Source organism: Bifidobacterium tissieri, assembly GCF_002259645.1.
GTDB classification, from domain to species: Bacteria; Actinomycetota; Actinomycetes; order Actinomycetales; family Bifidobacteriaceae; genus Galliscardovia; species Galliscardovia tissieri.
Genome location: NZ_MWWV01000010.1, coordinates 1 through 20,758 on the forward strand (window position 1 = coordinate 1; position 20,758 = coordinate 20,758).

A 20,758-nucleotide genomic window follows, 5' to 3' on the forward strand; every position below is an offset into this window, starting at 1 on the left:
CGGTATCCTTGCGTTCCGGTTCGTCCTTCGCCACCGCGGCCCCTTTCGTCTTGTCGAGCAATCGCCGCTTCCAGTTTCTCACTACCGACGAATCCACTCCCAATCCCTCCGCCGCCTCACGCGAGCTCGCTCCACCGGACGCGACCTTGAGCACGGCCTCGCGCTTGAGCTCCTCAGGTATGGGCCCGTGGCGAAGCCGGCGTTCGCCGGGCGCGAGCTCGTCAATCCACGAGGCCAGCAGCGTCTTGCTCGGATACCCCATTTGGCGGATCGTACGGCTCGCTCGCCGCCCGTGCGTCAGGTAATGGTCCACCGCGGCCCGCCTCTGCTCCAACGTGTAGCGCGAATACCGCTCGCCACGCGTCGAGGGTATTCCCGTCCTCTGTTCCTCGAGCCAGTCCCGATGCCACATACGCAACGCCTCACGACTGGGATACCCCAACTCCCGGATCGCGTCCGCCGCGCAGCACTCATACCTCACATACAACTCCACCGCACGCCGACGCTGCTCCCTCGTATACCTCGCCATGATGACTCCTCCCGGATCACAGTCCAAGAAAACGTCACCACCTCGGTACGCCCAGATGCACGGCAAAGACACACCAACGAATCGCGCAACAGATGATCATGACACCAAGGCAAATCACGAACACCAGACCCGCATCCCCTGAGATCGAAGTGATGGCGGCACCAAGATGCGTCGCCTGAAGCGCCTTCACCGTGATCGGCATGGCGATCGACTTATGGAGCAGGAAGAACACCATGGTGTTCCGTCCCAACCAGCTCAAACCATCCGATAGCGGGCCTCGTAGTGTGGAAGACAGCAGGATGGCCGCAAGGGAACCGGTGCAGGCGGCGACGATCGTCAGAGGGAATATACCGTATTGGCCGGCAAACATCTCGTATGGTTCGCCGTTCATCGTGCGGTTGATCAGAGAGCAGACCACGCTGACCGCTACCAAAACGCATATATTGCGCCAACGATCACGCATCAGTAGGGCAATAACGTCATGACTCTTCAGCATGGCTCCGACTGCCAGATACAGCACCACGACGCACGCGGCATCGAGATTCCAGGGGAGCGGTACGTGCACGAGCTCGCTGTAGCCCACGCCGGCAAGACCGATCATCAGACTCGCCACGCATATTCCGATCATGTTCTTTACGAACCGGAAGAGCAGCCAGAATATCAGCTCGCCCAGCAATAATGCGGTCAGGAACCACAACGTGGTGAATCGTCGTTGCATGATGAATCCCAGCAGCATGTATGACGTCGACTCCGCCACAGGACGGTCGCCCAGAACGGACTGCGCCATAATCTCAAAGCCGGTGATCAGTATCGCGGCGAAGGCATAAGGGATCAGATAGACCCGGCACTTCTTCGTCAAAAATGCCTTAAAACCGGGGCGATAGGTGAAGAAATATCCCGAGATGATAAAGAACAGCGGCAGATGGAACGTGTACAACGCCAGAACGAATGGGGTCCGTCCTCCCCCATAGTCGATGACAACATGTCCAATAACGACGGACAGAATGCCGATGCCTTTGGCGACATCCATATACGTCAATCTTGCTCCCACGTATCACCTTCCCTCATGCACAACAACTTCACGTGATGGACGGCAAGTAGGCCGCAACCACTCCGTCCGGTTCTACCTGCGCTGATACAGCTGCAACGGACCGTCAGGAGTGTTCTCGAACGTTTGGATCAACTGGTATTTGGAGTCCAAGACGGGCTGGATGATCGGCTGCTTCATATCATTGGTCTTCGCCACCAGCACGTATTCCGCCTTGGCTGAGCCGTAGTCAGCCAGTATTCTCGACTGCAGATCCGAGCTGTACTTGCCTTGCCAATCCTGCAGATTGGCGTACGGAGAGAGCGGCTTGAGATCGTATCGTAGATACGCCTCGGCAGGCAGGTTGTAGAGGTACAGCGAACCGTTGGACTGTTCCACGGCCGCTTGGACCGCATCATTGTTGTAGGGGTTGCCGTGCGAGGCCCGCTCCTGATAGACCGTCACGCCGAGCAGCATGGCAATGATCACGATCAACGGCGTCAATTGGATCGCCCGGGAGCGGAACCAGCCTGCGGCCATGGCCAGAATCACGGGAATGAGCTGTGCCGCGACGACTGCATAATGAAGGAACATCTCCGTTCTGACGAACAGGACGGCCAACGCGATTCCGGAAATCAGCAGCATCATCCGCTCCGCATCCACCGATCGATTGCGAAGCATATGAATTACGGCGACCACGATTGCAGCCACAGGAACGGCAAGGATGCGCGCCACCACAGTAATGCCGGGCTTGACATCCGACGCGGTACCAACGGCATAGCTGAGATTGAACGTCAACGTACCATAGACGAACTCCCCGAAAGCACCGTGCAGTGCGAAATACACGGAGAACGGCACGACCAGCGTCAGGAATCCGCCAATGCACGCCACGGCGCATCCCAGCAGAGGCATCCACTGTCTCCTCATGCACAGCATGACCACCAGCACCAATACACATACGAATACCGGAAGGGCGTTGGTGGCGCGGGTCAGCAGGGATGCGGCACAGGCGAGCCCCTGCACGTAAGCGGTGATTATTGCGACGGAAGCGTTTTGATCTTCATGCATCCGACGCATGTCACGCAGTACCAGCCACAACGCTGCGGCGAGGAACGGCATGCACACCGTTTCCGTCACATTCATGTTCGGCACCAGCAGGTACGCGGTCCGCATCACCGTGATCCACATGATGAGTGTGCGTACGGCAACGGACAGCTGGTCTCCGATGGCGGCAAGGGTCTTCCACAGGAACAGCATCGTGATACCCATAAGCACCACGTCGATATAGAAGACCCCGTGGTCCGGACCACCCACGACCGCACCGATGAGATTGACGAAGAAAATGAGCGGGCCCTTGTGGTCCCAATAGTCCACATAGGGCACACCACCGTCGGCCCATACCCATCCGGCAAGCCGGAAGATGCTGGTATCCCACAGATTCAGATGATCCCCGTGCACCGGCGACGTACCGTCCACGTAGAGCATGACCGCAATGAGCGTCGCCAGATTAGCGAACGCAAAAATGACGTACTTCGTTGTCCACGTAATCCGTTTGGCATGGCGGCCAATCTTTGCGTTCATTGCAGCGGCTCCAGTCCGGTTGTGCTTCATGGATGTCTCTCTTACTACTTCTCCACGCAGAGCCATGAAATGAAGGCATCAAACGATCGACTTCGCGTAGCGAGAGATAATACTACTCGGAACAAACGATAAGCAATGGGCAAGATCGACGTAACTGCGAGTCGCGTTCGTAATACACGTCAATACGACTGTGGCCTCTGATCATCATCGATCAGAGGCCACAGTGCTTGCTGAATTCAGCTACCGGAATCAGTTTGTAAGTGAGCGAAACTGCCCTTTCCACTTTCGAATGTTATCGGTCGGCAGAATAATTCGAACAGGATCCGAATGATCGATCCAAGACTGCATCGAGCTCTGTAGATCCTCGCGTGGCATGACCGGCAGATTGGTGTCACGGGCGATGTCGGAAGCACGATTGTCGACGCTGACGATCATGGACCGAATGCCGTGATTCAGACAGTGGATACCCGCGTGAAGGCGGGTTCCAAAATAATCGATCGATTCGCTGTGCTGCTTGACGAACGAATCAAAGGCTTCGAAAGAATGATCGATGAGATGCAGACGCGAATCATCGATATCCAAGCTCTCCAGATACGGCCTATCGTCCACACTCTGGATCCAGAGATGCACACGATCATAGTTCCTCAGTAGGGTCTCGATCATGTACTTGTCTTGCCGAGGATCCTGAGCGTATTCGGTTATGGTGGTGAGAACCTCATCATGTCTGTCCCGGGAAATCGATTCGCAGAATTCCTCGGTCAGATTCCACATGGTTACGCATGCGGTATTCAACACGTTGTCCACGCCGATAGCGTGCAGGCGCTGTTTGGTGTGCTCATCCCTGACCGAATGCAGACAGTCGGGATCGAACAGGAACCGTAGGAACCGTGCCGTATACGGAGTGAAGTCCCGCATCTGCCCTTGCACCTCCCTCATACCCACGGCAAGCAGACAGACGGAATGAGCGTAGTTGCCCAAATGCGTTCGAGGCGTGGCCAACGCATGATCCTTCTCATAATCCCACGGCAACAGATTCGTGCCACAGGCGATCTTGCGAACATCTCGCCGAGCGTTCTCCACGCTCTCATCCCAACCGTGTGTGGGAATATGCAGGATCTGTTCCGAATCTGGCAGAATCTTCGACATCTGCAGATTCGCATAATGCATGATCACATAGTCGCCGCAATTCTCGCTGTACATGGAAGTGTCAAGGAAGGCGATCGGGTTGTTCGTCAGACGAACGGGCCGTACCAGATTCTCGGCCTCACCCGCGATAAGACGCATCCTACGGAATATCTTGATCGGTTCCACTCAATGTCCTTTTCGTTGCTTATCGATGACCGCGAACAGGGCAAGGTTATGCCCGTTCACACTGTTCCACAAAATGCGTATACATGGAGGCTACGGTGAAATCCCGTGACCTGTCCAATCCCGCCTGAGCCATGCGACGACACCGTTCAGGATCGTCACGCAAGGCGATTATGGCCTGTTCCAGACCGTCCTCCACATGATCATCCTTCGACATCGTCAGAGCGCACTCCGGTGAGGTGTATTCCTGAATACCCCCCGAACGGGTCACGATCAGTGGTAGTCCCATGGCCATGGCCTCCATACACACCGTTGGCGCTGCATCCTCCCATAGCGACGGCACGACCTGCATGTCAGCAAGCTTGGCATACCGCCATATCTGAGAATTCTGAACAAAACCGGTGAACTTCACCCGCTCGACAAGCGACTGAACCCGACGCTCGACCTCCTCCAAATAATCGGTACGATCCTTAGCCCCGAAATTCGGACTGCCGATGACCAACAGCTTCACGTGGGGATCATCAATCTGTTCCACGGCCTTGAGCAACTGCAACACACCTTTGGCCGGAATGATTCTTCCGCAATAGAGGACAATCACATCTTCCGGGGAGAAGCCCAAAGCCCGACGGGCCTTATCACGATCCTGCTGAGAAAGATCATGGGAGAATCTATCAATGTCAATGCCATTGTGCACGGTCACAACCGGCGTCTGCTGATTTCGACAATGTTCGCGCCATGCATTGGCGGCAAAATCACTGACCGCGAGCACCTTTGCGTATCCGGTGCTATTGAACTCCCACTCAGGTACATAATGCATGTGATACCACAGGTTATCGGGGAAACGACGCGCAAACTGTTCGGGGGCGCTCGCCGGCCCGCCTTCCAAGATCACCGCATCAAAGGATTGCTCACCGCGCAAGGCCTGAAGCACTTTGGCATAGTAGAGGTTGGGAAGAACACCATTCGGATATATACGACGGGCAACGGCATGCCTGACTTTGAACATCGACCGCTGGAACTCCGTATCCGCCGAGATCTCGATGAATCGCGTATGCCGAATGCCGGCAACCATTGTTCGCGCGGCATCATCCAAAGTCGTTACCACGTTGAGATCCAATAACTGCTGGCGCTCATTCTCTCTGATGAGCGATGTCATCAGCGTCTCGATTGCCCCCCCCGAGACGCCGGCACCGGTAACAGACCTGGCGCAATCAGACATATGCTTTTCACTATTTCCCCATCTATCAGTGATTTTTATTACAGAACAACCCTCTAATCAATAATAATAGAGGGGGTAAAGTTCGTAAAACCATTGACGAGGAAAACACCGGCATCACGACTTCCGGGAATGAGATTACTTCACACGGCCCTCCAGATGCAGCTTACGCAGAACAATTCCCAGCAATGCGGTACGTTCGCGCTTGCCGAGTAGCACAATAATGGTGATCACACTGGCGGCGATGGAATACACGACACAGGACGCGAAGAACATGATCCATGTGCTGGACGGAATGTGCAACAGGGATTTCAGGCCCTCACAAACGGCAAACGACAACAACGCCGAAACCACATACTGCGCATACACCGAATAGAACGTTCGCTTGGGTATGCCGAGAATGACGGCCGCATAGATCGGCACGAAGGTCACATTCGCCAGCACCTCAAGCAACGTGGGCACGATGGCCACGGCATAGATATCCAATGGCGTGACCTTGAGCAGTACCCAGGTCAGCGGCAACGACATCAGACTGAACATCAGCCACGCAAGTGAGTACAGCTTCAGCCTGTTGACGATCAAGGGGATGTTTTGCAATGTGGTGGCGGCGCCCGAGACCAAGAAGCCGCACATGGATATGAACATCAGCTGATACAGCATCTCCGAATCCTGACCAGGCTGCCACAGAGTGAAGAACTCACGACCGACCACGCAGCACACCACGGTGATGACCACCGTGAAGAATCCACACATTCTCATACCGGACTTCATGTCGCGGACAAGCATGTCGATCTTGCCCTGCGCAAAATACTTGGTCTGGTCCGGATAGAACAGTCCGGATATGGTTCCCATCAATCCGGAGATCATGCTCGGAATCGTCTGAGCGATCGACATCATACCCATCTTGTACGGGCTGACCATCAGATTCGCCACCAGAAGCTTCAGTCCGAAAGAGATGACCTGCTGCAATTTGATGACCACATTCCAGATTCCAGCGGAGAGCATTTCCCTCACCGTGGGCCAGGAGACCGCAGATCGTACGAAGTGCAATTCAGGCGTCAGCGTTCTGGTGTAGTGGATGTTCAGGGAGACAACCACCGCAGAACCGCACAACGCTGCCATACCGACATACATCACCAGCGGAGGAAGGAAGCTGAAGCACGTCACCATGATGATCACACGCAGAATGGAGAAGGCCATATTCGCCAGACTGGAGAGATACAACTTGTTCGTGATGAAGGTCGCCACGGTGAACACCGTGCATAGGCTGGTGACGATGAACTGCAGGAACAGGAACGCGAACAGCATCTTGACATCGGAGACAAGTTCCGGAGAGATGTTGATGAGATGATCGAGGTTGAACGTAACCGGTATGGCGATCGCCGCAACGACGATGGCGATCACGCAGTCGGCCATAAATGTCGACGAGAAATATCGGTCTGCCTTCTCCTTGTCGCCCTGATGATAGGCCACCGTGATGAACCGGCCGGCCACCGAATCCAAGGCAATTGTCAACAGCGACGCATAACTGATGACATTGTTCGCAAGACCCACATAGCCATAGGCTTCCGCTCCGAGTTTGCTCACCACGAATGGGGACAGGCCAAAACCGATGCCGATGTTGATGATGAATTGGGTAAGGCTGGCCGCCATGTTGACGACAAGCTGACGTTTGCTATCCACGGTTCGTAACTTCTTACTCTTGTCTGCTCTTGCTTTTCGTTATCGTGCTTACTACTGTTCGCAAGCATCGACGAACTGCCGATACATGGTTTCAGTGCTGAATGACCGGGCGCGGGACCTTCCGGCGGTGCTCATGGCCCTCCGTCGGCCAGAATCGTCCCGAAGCGCAACAATCGCATCCGCCAGCGAGTTCACCAATCCATCACCGCGTTCCACGGTGATGGAGCACTCAGGTGACGCGTATTCCTGGATTCCACCGGAATCCGTAACCACCAAGGGTAAGCCAGCGGCCATTCCCTCCACGACGACGAGGCCAGCTGCCTCCTCCCAGATGGATGGAACGACCTGGATGTCCGCGGATTTCGAGAAACGATAGAGATCATCGTTGTCCACGTATCCGGTGAACGCAACCCGATCGCCAAGCCGGTTCGCGGACGCAACGACCTGATCCACATAGGGTGTTCTCTCCGAAGGACCGAAATTTGAACTACCGATGATCATCAGCTTCACGTGAGCATCGTCAATTGCACCAATGGCGTCCAGCAGCTCCAGAATGCCCTTTTCCGGTATGATGCGGCCGCAGTACATCACCACGAAATCATCATCAGCGAACCCGAGCGATGAACGGATCGCAGTTCGTTCGGATTGACTGATCTCACGCATGAATCGGCTGATGTCGATACCGTTACGCACAGTGATTATACGTTGTCGACGCACACAATTCTCCGCCCATCGCCTTCCCGCGAAATCGCTGACCGCAATCACCCGCGATGCACTACTGGCAAATGGCTGATCCGCCGCCGGCGTGTAATGCAAGTGATACCACATCTTTCCAGGGAACAGGCGATCATATGCGGTAAGGCCTTCCGCCGGACCGCCTTCGAGCATCACCGCATCAAATGTCTCACCCCGAATGGCCCGCAAAGCCTGCAGATAAAACACGCTCGGCAGATGATTCATTGATGGCAACACCCGCCTGACAACGGCGTGCACGCCGCGGTACCACACTCTTTGCGACCGCGAAGGTGATGAGACCATCATGAAACGCGTATGACGTAGTCGCTCAGCCCGCCGTCTGGATTCGTCATCGTACGGAGCAACCACCGTCAGATCCAAAAGGCCGTGTTTCTCATTCTCTTCGATCAGGGATGTCATCAGCGTTTCGATCGCGCCACCTTGCGTGGCAGGAACCGGCAACAATCCGGGGGCGATAAGGCAGATTCGTTTCATTCCCGTACAAACTCCCACTGTCGACCCACCCCAATCGATGTGGGAAAACATCACCCTTACCATCAGCGCAGGCACTCCACGACTCGTGAATACATCGCCCGATTCTAGCAATACCCCCATATTTGAGGGTCAGACAAGTTCAGTACATACTGGTATCAGGCTGACTGCACGGTCTTTATATATGGATATATGGATGCTCACTCCGTCCGATCACTGATGATATAGCGAGGACGATGTTTCGTCTCCAGATAGATCTTGCCGATGTATTCGCCGATGACTCCGAGGCTCAACAACTGCACACCCGACACGAAACACAGAATGCAGGCGGTAGACGCCCACCCCGACACCGTATCGCCCATCGCCGCCTTTGTGATCACCCAGATCACACCGATAAAACTGATCAGCGAGACGATGGCCCCGAGCGCGGTGATGATGCGAATAGGCTTGATGCTGAGACTGGTGATGCCATTGAATGCGAGCGCCAGCATCTTTCGCAACGGATAGTGAGAATGACCTGCGATACGTTCATGGCGCTCATACTCCACGGTTGTGGAGGGGAATCCCACCAACGGGAACAGCCCGCGAAGGAACAGGTTCACCTCATGAAAATCGGCGAAAGCTTCAAGTACTCGCTTGGATGTGAGCCGGTAGTCGGCATGGTTGTACACGGTGTCCGCTCCGAGCGCCGCAAGCAGCTTGTAGAAGCTCTGGGCTGTAAAACGCTTGAAGAACGTGTCGGTCTCGCGGCTGGATCGAACACCGTAGACGACGTCATATCCCTCATGGTATTTGTCGACCATGGCATCCATGGCGTTGAAGTCATCCTGCCCGTCGCAGTCGATCGATATGACGATGTCCGCTTTGTCCTTGGCCTCCATCAGGCCGGCAAGCACCGCGTTCTGATGTCCTCGATTGCGGGACTGACGAATGCCCTGAAAATGGGGGTCCTGTCGATTGAGCGCCATGATGATATTCCATGTGGAATCGGATGATCCGTCATCCACGAACAGAATGCGTGAATCGGAGTTGATGGCACCGCGATCAATCATCTCATTGATCTTGTCAAGAAACCGTGGAGCTGTTTCCGGTAGCACCTGTTCCTCGTTGTAACAAGGCACCACTATGAACAACCGGGGTGTCCCCTCCATATCGCCGCACACCTTTCATGAACCGCTATCTTCTCAGAGAAACACGCCCCTGCTTCGTTCATCCTACCCCCTTACTGTAGTTGGAGACGAATACAATTACCCCCATACTCCTAACATATGAGAGGAATCAAACGAGGAGGGGTTCATGAATCCGCTGATCAGCATCGTCGTTCCCGTGTACAAGGTGGAGGAGGTTCTGGATCGCTGCGTTCAGAGCATTCTTGACCAGACATATAAGCGCTGGGAGGCCATTCTCGTCGACGATGCCTCGCCGGATGGCAGTCCTGAGCTCTGTGATCAATGGGCGCAGCGGGACTCTCGTATCCGGGTTGTCCATCAACGTCATGCCGGTGTATCGACGGCACGCAATCGTGGCATCACCGAAGCACGCGGCGACTTTCTGGTATTCGTCGACAGTGACGATTTCGTCGACGCCGACTACCTTGAATGCCTGATGCAGGCGCAGGAACGGACCAAGGCCGATCTGGTCATGTGCTCCGCAATCTGCGAAGATGACGACGGTCGCCCGAAGCGTACCGATGAGGAATGGACGTTCGACGATCAACCGGAGGACCGTCTGTTCACCGGCCGCGAGACGTTGCGGTTCCTGTACCGCACCATCGGCGCGGTGCTGTGGGGCAAGCTGTATGCGAAGCACATCTGGCCCACACTGCATTTCCCGGATGGCAAGATCCACGAGGACGAGTTCGTGCTGCACCGCGTGTATTTCACCTGCGAATCCGTTGCGGTGCTGCATAACAAGCCGTACCACTATATCGACGCCCGCCCCTCGATCATGCATGCGGAATATTCACTAAAGAGACTGGATCGTCTGGATGCCAAGATCGATCGTCTGGCGTTCTTCACCGAGCACGATGTGGACCGCGATCTGATCGAACGGGAATTCATCGATCTCAACAAACACATCATCTGGTCTCGCGCACTGCCATGGGATGCACCGGAGAACCAACCACGGTTCCGTAAACTCTTCTCGGACTATCGGCGCATTCCGTTCGCCATTCTCCGCAGACTGCCGTTGAAGAGCGGCATCAACTACATCGGCACCCGTCTGTGTCCCTTCACGTACTGGAAGATTCACGAGCGCGGCAAGTGAAACTTCCGCTGACGGACTTTGTCAGCGGAAGTTGCGAGTGTCACATCAGGGCCGACAGGATCAGCGTGAATACCAGATTCGGCTGAACCGGAACGGACATACGCAGAGCATCAGATAGATGAACACCGGCTTGGGCCCGCCCAAGTGCGATGCCACGGATGGTGAGAACGGGCGCAGACCTGCGAAGATCTCCCCAAGTCGTCTGTGAACGATCGGAACATTCCAGTCCAGACCCTTGACCGCATGCGGCAGATCCCAACGGATCAGATCGAACGTCAATGCGTACAGTTCCGTATATCCACGCTGACGGTAGAAGCGAAGCCGTTGAATCCACGCTTCGATACGGTCGAGATTGCGCACCGAATATGTGGTGTGCATGATGCTGCCGGCGTTCTGCACGTAGTGGTACAGCAGTTCCGGTACGAGCGCGACCGTGTCGCATTCGGCGAGAATCCGGTATGTGGTGTATTCGTCCTCATGCAGTTTGCCGGCAGGGAACCGAACCGTCTTCCACAGACGCGCGGCGTACAGTTTGTTCCACGCCGTCACGTAATCGGCGACGGTGTCGCCACCCAGACGGGCAAGACATGACCTACCGCTCAGCGTAGCAACTTGATCGACGATGGCGCGATTGTCCGCCGATGCGGTCGCCTGATCGTCCTCCTGATGAATCGAGCAGATGGCAACCTCGGCGTCATTAGCCTGCATCGCTTCGAACATCAGCCGAATATAATCCGGCTCCACATAGTCGTCACTATCCACGAACGCCACATAGTCGCCGCTTATGATCTCAAGCCCGGCGTTGCGAGCCGCCGACAGTCCCCCGTTACGCTGGTGGATCACCGTGATGCGGTCGTCACGATCGGCCCACTCATCACATTTCCGCGGGCACTGATCGGGTGACCCGTCATCGACGAGAATGATCTCCAGATTCCGGTAGCTCTGGTTGACAATGCTGGTCACACATCGATCCAGCTGCCGCTCCACCTTGTACACCGGTACGATCACGCTCACCACAGGAAGCGTATTACCCATGACGATTCACCCCTCTTATCCGGTTCCTTACCGTATTTGGCACAGATTGTCGCAGTCCTCGCCGTTTGTCACTACCGCAGTCGTCGTTTAAGATACATCGTCCACAGCATCCCGTTGTTCAGCAGAAACAACACCTTGAGCTCCCTAGACGAGGCGGCCTTCTTCGCTCCGCGCAGACAGAACCTCCGCGACGGCACATTGGACAGCTTCCGCAGGAACTCAAGCCTCTGGTCCAGTGTGATTCCCGGCTTGGCCGTGAACGCCGTATCCATGGCCCACAGCACGTCCTCGGCGCAACGTCGCTGCTGGAATGCCAGATTGTCGGCGGTCATCACCGACTGGTCGTAGAACGACAGCAGATGATCGTGCAGTACGGCGATGTCATGCGGCTTGTTCGGACGGAATCCACGAACCAGACCGGCATTCTGCTCCCGGTAGTCGTACAGCGGCACTGTACCCACCTGTATCAGACCACCTTGTTTCAGGCAGTCCAGTACGAAGATGGAGTCCTCGCCGTAGGAGTCGCCGGCAAGGAATCGTGCAGCGCCGACCCATGCGCGGCGGAACAGCTTGCCCCAGCAGGAGTAGAGGAAGCCGGCGGCGTCCAACGCGCATAATTCGTTCTGACATCGCGCTGATCGCACATCGTCGATCGTATGGATGGCGTCGGCTCCATCGGTACTGACCACTTCGATCAGTTCCGGATCGGATCCGTTGCGCTGTTCCAGCACACGACGGTATCCCATGATGTACAGGTCCAGATGGTTGCGCTCGCTCGCCTCCACTGTGGTGGCAATGGCCTCGGGCTCCAGCCAGTCATCACTGTCCACGAACGACACATACACGCCGTTCGCCGCTTCCAATCCCGTGTTGCGGGCGACGGCGACCCCCTGATTACGCTGATGAATCACGCGCACGGTTCCATGACCAGCGGCAAAACCGTCGCACAGCTTCGCACTGCCGTCACTGGATCCGTCATCGACCAGCACGATCTCGATATTTGTATACGTCTGGCCGAGCAGACTGTCCACACACTGCGTCAGATGGTCCTCGGCATTGTAGACGGGCACAACGATCGTCACCAGTGGCTGTTCCATCACGGTCTCCTCGTTCTTCGGCATTGCCGTCGCTGCGGGCGTTGTCGTCATCGCAGGGCGATCTTCCACAGCCACGGCGAATTCAACATGATCAGCAGTTTCTGGCTGATCGTCATCCATGAATGATTCAGTGACTCCATCATCACAGGACGCAACCGGGCGTCACTGGTCATCTCCATGACATACTGCACCTTGAGATCGGTTGAGATCCCATCGGCACGCTTGATCATCGGAATCACCCAACCGATATCGTTCGCCACGTTGAAGGACAGGTTCCTCCGTACATCGGGATCGTCAAGATGGTCCTGGAAGAAGTCAAGCTTGGCGTAGTTCGCCTTCACCACGTTCAACGACTTCTCACGCCGAAACACCGTGGCCATGCCGGAATCCATATGGCGGTAACCGTACAGTGGCGCCTTCAGCGCATACACATTCGGATGCCGTTCCAGCGCAGCGAGCACAAAGAGCAAATCCTCCTCATAGACCATATCGGTCTCGAAACGCAGCCCGTCGACCAGTTCACGGCTGAACAGCTTGCCCCACGGCGGATTCAGATAGTCATGACACAGCAACTCGGCAAGCTGCCGGTAATAGCGATCGGAACCGGCAACGACATTGATATCGATATCGATGACGCTGTCACGCAACGGCCTGTTGTCCTCATCGATATACCGCTTGCCGAAGATCACCATATCGCTGTGGTGCTGTCGAGCGGTGTCCAGACACACCTTCACGGACTGCGGAGCCAGCAGATCATCGCTGTCGACAAACATCACATAGTCGCCGTCGGCATGCTCCAGACCGGCGTTACGGGCTCCGGATGCCCCCGCGCCCTCGGTCAGATGCAGAGTTATGATGCGATCGTCCTTGGTGGACCACTCGTCACACAGTTGCGGGCAAGAGTCCGGCGAGGCGTCGTCGACCAGGATGATCTGCAGGTTCGTATGGCTTTGGGCGATAAGACTGCCAACGCAGTCGTTCAGGAAACGTTCCGCCTTGTACACCGGAACGATGATGCTCACCTTGGGCTGATCGGCCTGTTCAAACTGCGCCGACTGATCGGACTGCGCGCAGGACGGCATGGAGCCACTGTCGCTCATCTTGCATTCCTCTCTTTCGAGATTTCCGAAGTCTCTTCCCCGGTATGGCTGAGGTAGAAATCCTGAAGCCTGTGTGCCACGTCGGCGAGCTCGAAACCAGCGTCCCGCAATTCCTCCGAGTGATCCCGCCGAGGTCCTACCGCACGGATGCGATCGTCAAGCGCATGTGCCCAACGATCAGGATCCTGCTGCAGGGAGACGAACTCCAGCAGATCGGTTACCTTCACGTCCTTGGGCACCACATCCGCCGATGCCAGACACGGCAGTCCGGCGCACTGCGCTTCCAGATACACGATACCGAATCCCTCGAAGATGGATGGCAGCACAAAGGCGTCCATGGCCTGATACAGCTCATTGACGTCATTGCGCTCTCCACCAAGAAAGCGCACGCGATCGGCGATACCGTACTTCGCCACACGGGCTGCCACATCGTCCCGGAGCTCACCATCGCCGACGATCAGCAGCACCGACTTCGGATTCAGGGACAGATACCTCTGAAACACGTCGATGAGGAACACCGGGTTCTTCTGGGGACGGAGCCTACCGCAGAAGCCGATCGCCGTCGTGTCGTCGTCCAGACCCAGTTCCCTGCGCACGCGTTCGCGGGTCTGCTCGGCATAGGCGAACCGATCGGTTTCGATGCCGTTCCTGATCCACGTGTAGGGACGGCCCGGGAACATGTACTGAGCGGCTAGCGACGAGCAGGCGAAGTAATGCGTGGGATATCGTCCGATATCATGCCGGATCTGCGTGTCACGCATCTTGCGGATCAGCTGATGCAGCATGTTGCCGTGGTCGTCATTCTGTACTCCGGCGTTGTGCGAGTGCAGGATGCGCAGGGGAAGACCGACCTGCGCGGCCTGCTTCAACGGCTCCACGTAGGGGAAGTTCGTGTGGACATGGATGCCGCGGATCTCCGGATGCTCGCGCAGAAAATCCCTGACGCATGTGCCCGCCTTCGTGGGTGAGTCATGGCGTGAGTACATGATGCGGAACACGCGACCGCCCATACGTTCGATGTCGTCCTCGAATGCCATGCGCGGGGCGTCGTGCTCGGCCAGAAAATCGAACTGCACTTTGTTGCGGTCCATATGGGAGTAGAGTCCCATGACCAGCACCTCGACGCCGCCGCGTCCGGCGAGCAGTCCCCAGTGCGCGATCCGGACGGGACCGTTCTGCGATCCGCCGTTGCGATTATCCATCACTTCGTCCTTGCTTGATGTGCGCTTGTTGTGTCGTTGTGTTGTCCGTGATTGTCAGCGATGCAGTTTGGCGAGAATCTTCTTCTGCCAGAACTTCGCATCGCCTTCGAGAATGGACAGACGGTGCCTGATCTGTTCATCGGAACGCTTCCAACGAATCGATCGGAAGTTCTGGCGAGTGACCTCATCGACCTCCAGCGGTTCAAAGGAGCCGGGAAGGATCTTGAACTTCTCCATGTCGTCGGCACCCAGACGAACATCCATGTGTCGCCGCTGGAAGTGCATGTACATGAGCTCCCTGGTGGCGAACTCCCCCAGTCGCAGATAGCTACGCGACAGCACGCCGTGATCCCACGTGTACACGGCGCGCAGCGGCTGCTCGGTCAGGAACACGCCCAGATTAGAGTCGAAGTGAGTGAGCTGGAAGATCGAGGACTTCGCATATGTGTTTCCGGAAAGATCCTGCGTGAAGATCGGGAATCCGTGGCTGGTGAAGATGCGGTTGATGTTCGTCGGCAGGTAGCTCTCGTCGAAGGTGAACGCGCGCGAGGATTCCAACACGGTCCGGTACAGCGGCTTGCCGTCAAGATCAAGCATGAACCGCTTGTTGTTCTCCTCGGTGTTGCGCATCAGGGAGAGATGGCCGACGACGAAGATCTTGTCATAGTCGTTCAGCATCTCCTCCGTGATGAAGTGGCTGAGCCGGCCGAAGATCAGATCGCAGTCGCAGTATCCCCAGAAGCGGTAGTTCTTCAGATACTTATGGAATACGTAGCCGTACATGGGTCGCAAATCGCACAGCTTATACGGTGCCTTCAGGGAGACGGGGAAGTCGAATCGGCTCGCCACCAGATCCTGCATTTCGGCAAAGGTGCCGTAATGCACATGCACATTATCCGGATAGTCGAATTCCGTGTGATCGTCGGTGAACAGCAGCCAGTCGTATTCGGGATTGGCCCCGCAGGAGTTCAGAAAGACCTGAAAATAGTTTGGCAGTGTTCCGTAGTACGGAAGGATGAATGCGCAGAGTCGTTGCTGGTCCATAATGGTCCTCTTTTCCACGAATGGTTACATTGTCGTTTACGATTGCTCGTGCTTGCCGTGACGTCCGATATGCCGTTCCGCACGAATGGACGGAGATGCCCCATGCCCAAGAAGCTGCGGGCAGCATCGGTTGATCAGTTCCGCAGCCGGGGAGCAAATCACCAGATTGATCACCAAGGCGAGAAGCGCACAAATGATCTGTATACGGTCATCCGTCGATGTGACGTCGAGTCCTACCAGTCCCAGAAGCCATGGGATCAGACGCGGATAGATGGCGTCGTTGATGCAGTAGAACACCAACGTGTTCCGTCCCCAGTAGCGCAGCACCACATCGATTGCCCCGGACAGAGCGCCGCCGCGACGATACCGATCCTCCACCCAATGGCATATCGACAGCACCAGCCAGATGCCCGCCACTGCCGCCAACGCATAATACAGCAGGTTGCCGTACCGGTTCAGATATGGATTGATCACCCCGGTGCTGGCGCCATTGAGCCAGCCGAACAGTCCCAACACCACCAGACTGGGCAGTACCGCCACCGGATGCAGCAATCTGTTCTGCAATTCGGCATCCAGCCGACGGAACATCATACCCAGAATGAAGAAGGGGAACAGCGCGAGCGCGATATCACCGCTCCACGGCAGTGTCTTGTGGATCAGCACGCTGTATGCGTATCCGCCGATCAGTGTCACGACAGCGACCACGGCATAGACGGCCATGATGCGACCGATCCGTTGCGCCAACGCTTGCAATATATAGGCTCCGATTTCCATCAGGAACAGGCAGGAGAGGAACCACGGCAGTTCGCCGAAACCGTAGTGCGAGCGCAGATTCAGCGCAAAACCCCTCGCATACTTGGGGTAGCTGCTGAATTCGCCGGTTCCCAATCCCATCAGCTCGGTGATGATGAACGGTATGACGGTCAGCACCACGCCGGGAATGACCAGTGTCCGCACGCGACTCCATACGAACAGCGGGAACGACGGATGTCGGCGCGTGGAGAACACGTATCCAGACAGTGCGAAGAACAGCATCATGTCAAAGGAACCGATATACGACGATGCCACCACGGGCATGGCGCTATGCATCAGGAATACACCGATGATGGCGATTCCCTTGGCATAGTCGACCCATGCGATCCTCTTCGACGGCATGTCGTGTCCGTTATCCGCGCGCACTACTCAACCGCCAATACAGCTTCGGGAAGTGGGCGAACGCCCACAGCCTGATCTTACGTGAGAACGGAACCGTGGGATCCGTATACACCGTGCGCGCGCTGTTCCTCAGACCGTCCACGCATCGTTTCACCTGTGCGGGGTCGGGGTCCAGCCCCACGATCGAGTACAGAACGTCGTAGTAGCCCTGCATCACAAAATAGCCCAGCGCATGACGATCCAAGTAGCCCTGCTGATACAGATACTTGGTGCAGAGATCCGCGATGGTGATCTTGTCGAAGCTGTGTTTGTTGATCTTCGCGTGGCTGATCGAGTTCTCCCGCTGCCGGTATCGGTAGAAGGGGTTCGGGCGGAAGGCCAGTCTGCGCATCGCTGGGTAGATCCGCGACACCATGTAGTAATCCTCGGAATTCAGTCCGTCTGGGAAGCGTAGGCCCATGCCGTCCTTGCGGAAGAACCGGGCGTCATAGATACGGCACCAGATGCCGCCGGTCATGCCGTCACGATGGTAGAGGAAACCCTCAACGGCCTCCTGCATGGTGAAATCGCGAGAGGGCATTGCACTGGACGCATCGTATTCGGCGAGGGTGCCATCCTCGTTCATGGTACGGGTTCCGCACATCACCACATCGGCGTCGGCATCGTGCATGGTCTTGATCATGTGTTCATACATGTCCGGTTCGATCTCGTCGTCGCTGTCGACGAAACCGACCACATCGCCCTGAATCACATCCAGTCCGGCGTTACGTGCCGAAGAGAGACCGCCGTTCGGTTTGTGGATGACCCGGATACGAGGATCCTTCTTCTCCCACGCGTCACAGATTGCGGGGCATCCATCGGGCGACCCATCGTCGACGACGATGATCTCCAGATTCCGGTAGGTCTGCGCCACGATACTACGCAGGCAATCGTCCAGATAGCGCTCGACCTTGTATACCGGCACGACGACGCTGATCAGCGGCTTCGTCTGTGAATTCGACTGTGGATTCGTCTGTTCCTGCATAATCACCTCGTACTCATCCTTTTGCCGGCCGAATCGACTTGACCGTGGCCACGGCCCATCCATAAAGACGCAGCAGCCATGCGCTACGCCAACGGATCAACCGGCTGACGATCGCACGCCGCTTGTCCACGGGAACGATGTCGCTGACGCACTCGCGCATCACCGGATCGTTGGCGATCATCCGCACATATGCGCTACGTTGTCCGCCCCGGATCACCTGCTGAGGTCCATACAGTGCGTTGATCACACGATCCACTTCCAGAACGGTCTGATTGTCGCATTCATTGCGCACGGACTCATCCCACTGCTGGGCGACCGGCCGGAGCAGTTCGTAGGCACGTCGACGGCTGGCGAACCACTTCGGATTGAATGTCGACTGGGCGCTGCCGTCACGGACGATGTAGTGGTACAGCGGCACATCCACCAATGCGACGCGCTCGGCTGCGGCATACAGCGGCATGTTGAACACCAGATCCTCGCCATAGCGCACATCCTCAGGGAACACGGCACCGACCTTGCGGATCAGTTCCGACGAAAACAGTTTGTTCCACGGCGGACATACGTATTCGTTCCGGCTGAGTTCCGCATACTTTTTCCGAAACTCCTCATTCGAGGTCACGCCGAACGGTGCCATACGGTTGCGTCGCTCGGTTCTGAGCTCGCCATGTTCCGGCTGATCGACCGTATTGGAGAAAAACACGATCTGATAGTCGCCGGTACGCGCGCAGGAGACCACTGTGCTCACCGTATTGGCGTCCAACGTGTCATCCCCGTCCACGAACAGCACATACTCGCCGGTCGCCTTGCGGAGTCCCGCATTGCGCGCAGCGGATACCCCGGCGTTGTCCTGATGGATGACATCGACGCGGGAATCCTTAACTGCCCACTCATCGCAGATGGCGGCGGACCCATCCGTCGCACCGTCATCGACCAGGATGATCTGCAGAGCGTCATACGTCTGGGCGACGATGCTGCCCACGCATGGATTCAGATAGTCGCTCACGTTGTACACGGGAACGATGAGGGAAACCACGGGCTCACCGTTCGGCTCATTGTTCAACGGCATAATCGGATCACTCTCCTTCTCCAGTTCTCCGTCGTACTAGGACCAGTAACGGACTTGCACGCCTCGGATCACATGGACTGACGACTCAGCGAAGTCAGCAGCTGCTTCCACGCGTCCACGATGTTCGCAAGATTGAACTTGCCGGTGTACAGTACGGTGTTCTCGCTCATGTCGCGCCGCAGATCGGCATTATCAATCAGTTCGTTCACGCGGTCGGCGAGCGCGTCAATGTCTCCATCCGGCACCAGATAACCGTTCATGGAGTCGTTGACGATTTCAGCGGGACCGGTCAGGCAGTCGAAGCTCACGATGGGCAGATGGTAGGCCTTGGCCTCCAGCAACACCATGGGCAGGCCTTCAAACCGTGAACTCAGTACGAACATGGCAGCCTTGCGATAGTACTCGTCCATGTTCTGCACGCGTCCCTTGAGGATCAGTTGGTCTCCGATGCCGGCGGCCTTAATCTGTTCTTCAAGCTTGGCACGATCCTCGCCCTCGCCGAGGATAAGCCACGTCCAGTCGGGATGGTTGGGCAGCACGTCAGCGGCCGCATCCACCAGCAGGTCGAAGCCCTTCTGGTAGGTAAGTCGGCCGGAGCTGATGATGGTCGTGGATTCCTGATCGTAGACCGGATCGGGTTCGGGGGTCTGCATCGGGTTGGCGATGGCGATGACCGGGCAGTCCGGATCGACGTTCTCTTCGTAGAGGTGCTTGTCGGCTTCGGTGAGCGTGACGATGGCGTCGGCTTTGCGCGCGGCCCAGCGACGGGTGAGTTTGCGGTATGGCACGCCAGGATTCTGCAGGTAGTTGAAGTGCTCCCAGGAGATGACCTTGACTCCGGTGCGCTTTCTGAGAGGCAGCGAATACATGTCGAGTATGCCGTCGATATCGATAAGAACGCCGACGTGCTGTTCGGTGACGATGTTCCGTAGCCTCTTGCAGGTGTCGAAGTAGTGCTGGATGCCGTGCGTAACTGTGGGGTACACGGTATGGCGATCGATACGCTCATCGATGTCGAAGAACGGCTTGTCGGCCGCCTCGAACAGGCTGATGAAGGAGATCGAATAGCCAGGATCCTTCACCAGTTCGTTCGCGATCATCACTGACACGTTCTCGGTGCCGCCGGAGCGGGTGATGTCGCCGGAGAAGAATGCGATGCGCATCGGCTTGTTCTCGTCTGTAGTCGCCGTGGTCATGAG

Annotated in this window: 18 protein-coding genes; 1 reads left to right on the top strand and 17 read right to left on the bottom strand. The window is 56.5% G+C overall.

The window, feature by feature from the left end; all coding sequences use genetic code 11:
• From BTIS_RS07705 to BTIS_RS07740, 8 genes are all read right to left on the bottom strand, one after another.
• A partial coding sequence (locus BTIS_RS07705; RefSeq protein WP_338024206.1) for a transposase occupies window positions 1–529 on the bottom strand: 529 nt, incomplete at its 3' end.
• Between the two features lie 34 nt (window positions 530–563).
• Window positions 564–1,580 (bottom strand): acyltransferase family protein, encoded by a 1,017-nt coding sequence (locus BTIS_RS07710; protein ID WP_143248908.1) that lies wholly within the window; start codon window positions 1,578–1,580, stop codon window positions 564–566.
• A 72-nt stretch (window positions 1,581–1,652) separates the two neighbouring features.
• Complete coding sequence (locus BTIS_RS07715) at window positions 1,653–3,137, bottom strand: hypothetical protein (RefSeq protein ID WP_094664258.1); 1,485 nt, start codon at window positions 3,135–3,137, stop codon at window positions 1,653–1,655.
• A gap of 249 nt (window positions 3,138–3,386) precedes the next feature.
• Window positions 3,387–4,448 (bottom strand): polysaccharide pyruvyl transferase family protein, encoded by a 1,062-nt coding sequence (locus BTIS_RS07720; protein ID WP_094664260.1) that lies wholly within the window; start codon window positions 4,446–4,448, stop codon window positions 3,387–3,389.
• 46 nt (window positions 4,449–4,494) lie between these two features.
• Window positions 4,495–5,601, bottom strand: a complete 1,107-nt coding sequence (locus BTIS_RS07725) for a glycosyltransferase family 4 protein (protein ID WP_245819373.1) — start codon at window positions 5,599–5,601, stop codon at window positions 4,495–4,497.
• Window positions 5,602–5,799: 198 nt separating this feature from the next.
• Window positions 5,800–7,344: a lipopolysaccharide biosynthesis protein gene (locus BTIS_RS07730; RefSeq protein WP_094664262.1), complete on the bottom strand. Its 1,545-nt coding sequence runs from the start codon at window positions 7,342–7,344 to the stop codon at window positions 5,800–5,802.
• A gap of 51 nt (window positions 7,345–7,395) precedes the next feature.
• On the bottom strand, window positions 7,396–8,637 hold the full coding sequence (locus tag BTIS_RS07735; RefSeq protein WP_245819374.1) for a glycosyltransferase family 4 protein: 1,242 nt from the start codon (window positions 8,635–8,637) through the stop codon (window positions 7,396–7,398).
• 134 nt (window positions 8,638–8,771) lie between these two features.
• Window positions 8,772–9,722, bottom strand: coding sequence for a glycosyltransferase family 2 protein (locus tag BTIS_RS07740; protein WP_094664264.1), 951 nt, complete (start codon window positions 9,720–9,722; stop codon window positions 8,772–8,774).
• Window positions 9,723–9,867: 145 nt separating this feature from the next.
• Between BTIS_RS07740 and BTIS_RS07745 the strand changes: the two genes are divergently transcribed.
• A complete protein-coding gene (locus BTIS_RS07745) occupies window positions 9,868–10,836 on the top strand; it encodes a glycosyltransferase family 2 protein (RefSeq protein WP_094664266.1) in 969 nt (322 codons plus the stop codon).
• Between the two features lie 60 nt (window positions 10,837–10,896).
• Here BTIS_RS07745 and BTIS_RS07750 read toward each other — a convergent pair whose 3' ends face one another.
• From BTIS_RS07750 to BTIS_RS07790, 9 genes are all read right to left on the bottom strand, one after another.
• Complete coding sequence (locus tag BTIS_RS07750) at window positions 10,897–11,871, bottom strand: glycosyltransferase family 2 protein (RefSeq protein ID WP_094664268.1); 975 nt, start codon at window positions 11,869–11,871, stop codon at window positions 10,897–10,899.
• A 71-nt stretch (window positions 11,872–11,942) separates the two neighbouring features.
• Window positions 11,943–13,019: a glycosyltransferase family 2 protein gene (locus tag BTIS_RS07755; RefSeq protein WP_158216872.1), complete on the bottom strand. Its 1,077-nt coding sequence runs from the start codon at window positions 13,017–13,019 to the stop codon at window positions 11,943–11,945.
• On the bottom strand, window positions 13,016–14,068 hold the full coding sequence (locus BTIS_RS07760) for a glycosyltransferase family 2 protein (protein WP_245819375.1): 1,053 nt from the start codon (window positions 14,066–14,068) through the stop codon (window positions 13,016–13,018). The genes BTIS_RS07755 and BTIS_RS07760 overlap by 4 nt, the downstream gene beginning before the upstream one ends.
• The gene (locus BTIS_RS07765; protein WP_094664272.1) at window positions 14,065–15,270 is read right to left on the bottom strand and encodes a glycosyltransferase; all 1,206 of its coding nucleotides are present in this window, start codon (window positions 15,268–15,270) and stop codon (window positions 14,065–14,067) included. The genes BTIS_RS07760 and BTIS_RS07765 overlap by 4 nt, the downstream gene beginning before the upstream one ends.
• 54 nt (window positions 15,271–15,324) lie before the next feature.
• The gene (locus BTIS_RS07770) at window positions 15,325–16,314 is read right to left on the bottom strand and encodes a DUF6625 family protein (protein WP_094664274.1); all 990 of its coding nucleotides are present in this window, start codon (window positions 16,312–16,314) and stop codon (window positions 15,325–15,327) included.
• Between the two features lie 36 nt (window positions 16,315–16,350).
• Window positions 16,351–17,469: an acyltransferase family protein gene (locus BTIS_RS07775; protein ID WP_094664276.1), complete on the bottom strand. Its 1,119-nt coding sequence runs from the start codon at window positions 17,467–17,469 to the stop codon at window positions 16,351–16,353.
• 10 nt (window positions 17,470–17,479) lie between these two features.
• The gene (locus BTIS_RS07780; protein WP_094664278.1) at window positions 17,480–18,493 is read right to left on the bottom strand and encodes a glycosyltransferase family 2 protein; all 1,014 of its coding nucleotides are present in this window, start codon (window positions 18,491–18,493) and stop codon (window positions 17,480–17,482) included.
• A 13-nt stretch (window positions 18,494–18,506) separates the two neighbouring features.
• Window positions 18,507–19,559, bottom strand: a complete 1,053-nt coding sequence (locus BTIS_RS07785; RefSeq protein WP_094664280.1) for a glycosyltransferase — start codon at window positions 19,557–19,559, stop codon at window positions 18,507–18,509.
• Between the two features lie 68 nt (window positions 19,560–19,627).
• Window positions 19,628–20,755, bottom strand: coding sequence for a glycosyltransferase family 4 protein (locus tag BTIS_RS07790; protein WP_245819376.1), 1,128 nt, complete (start codon window positions 20,753–20,755; stop codon window positions 19,628–19,630).
• Window positions 20,756–20,758: the final 3 nt, after the last annotated feature.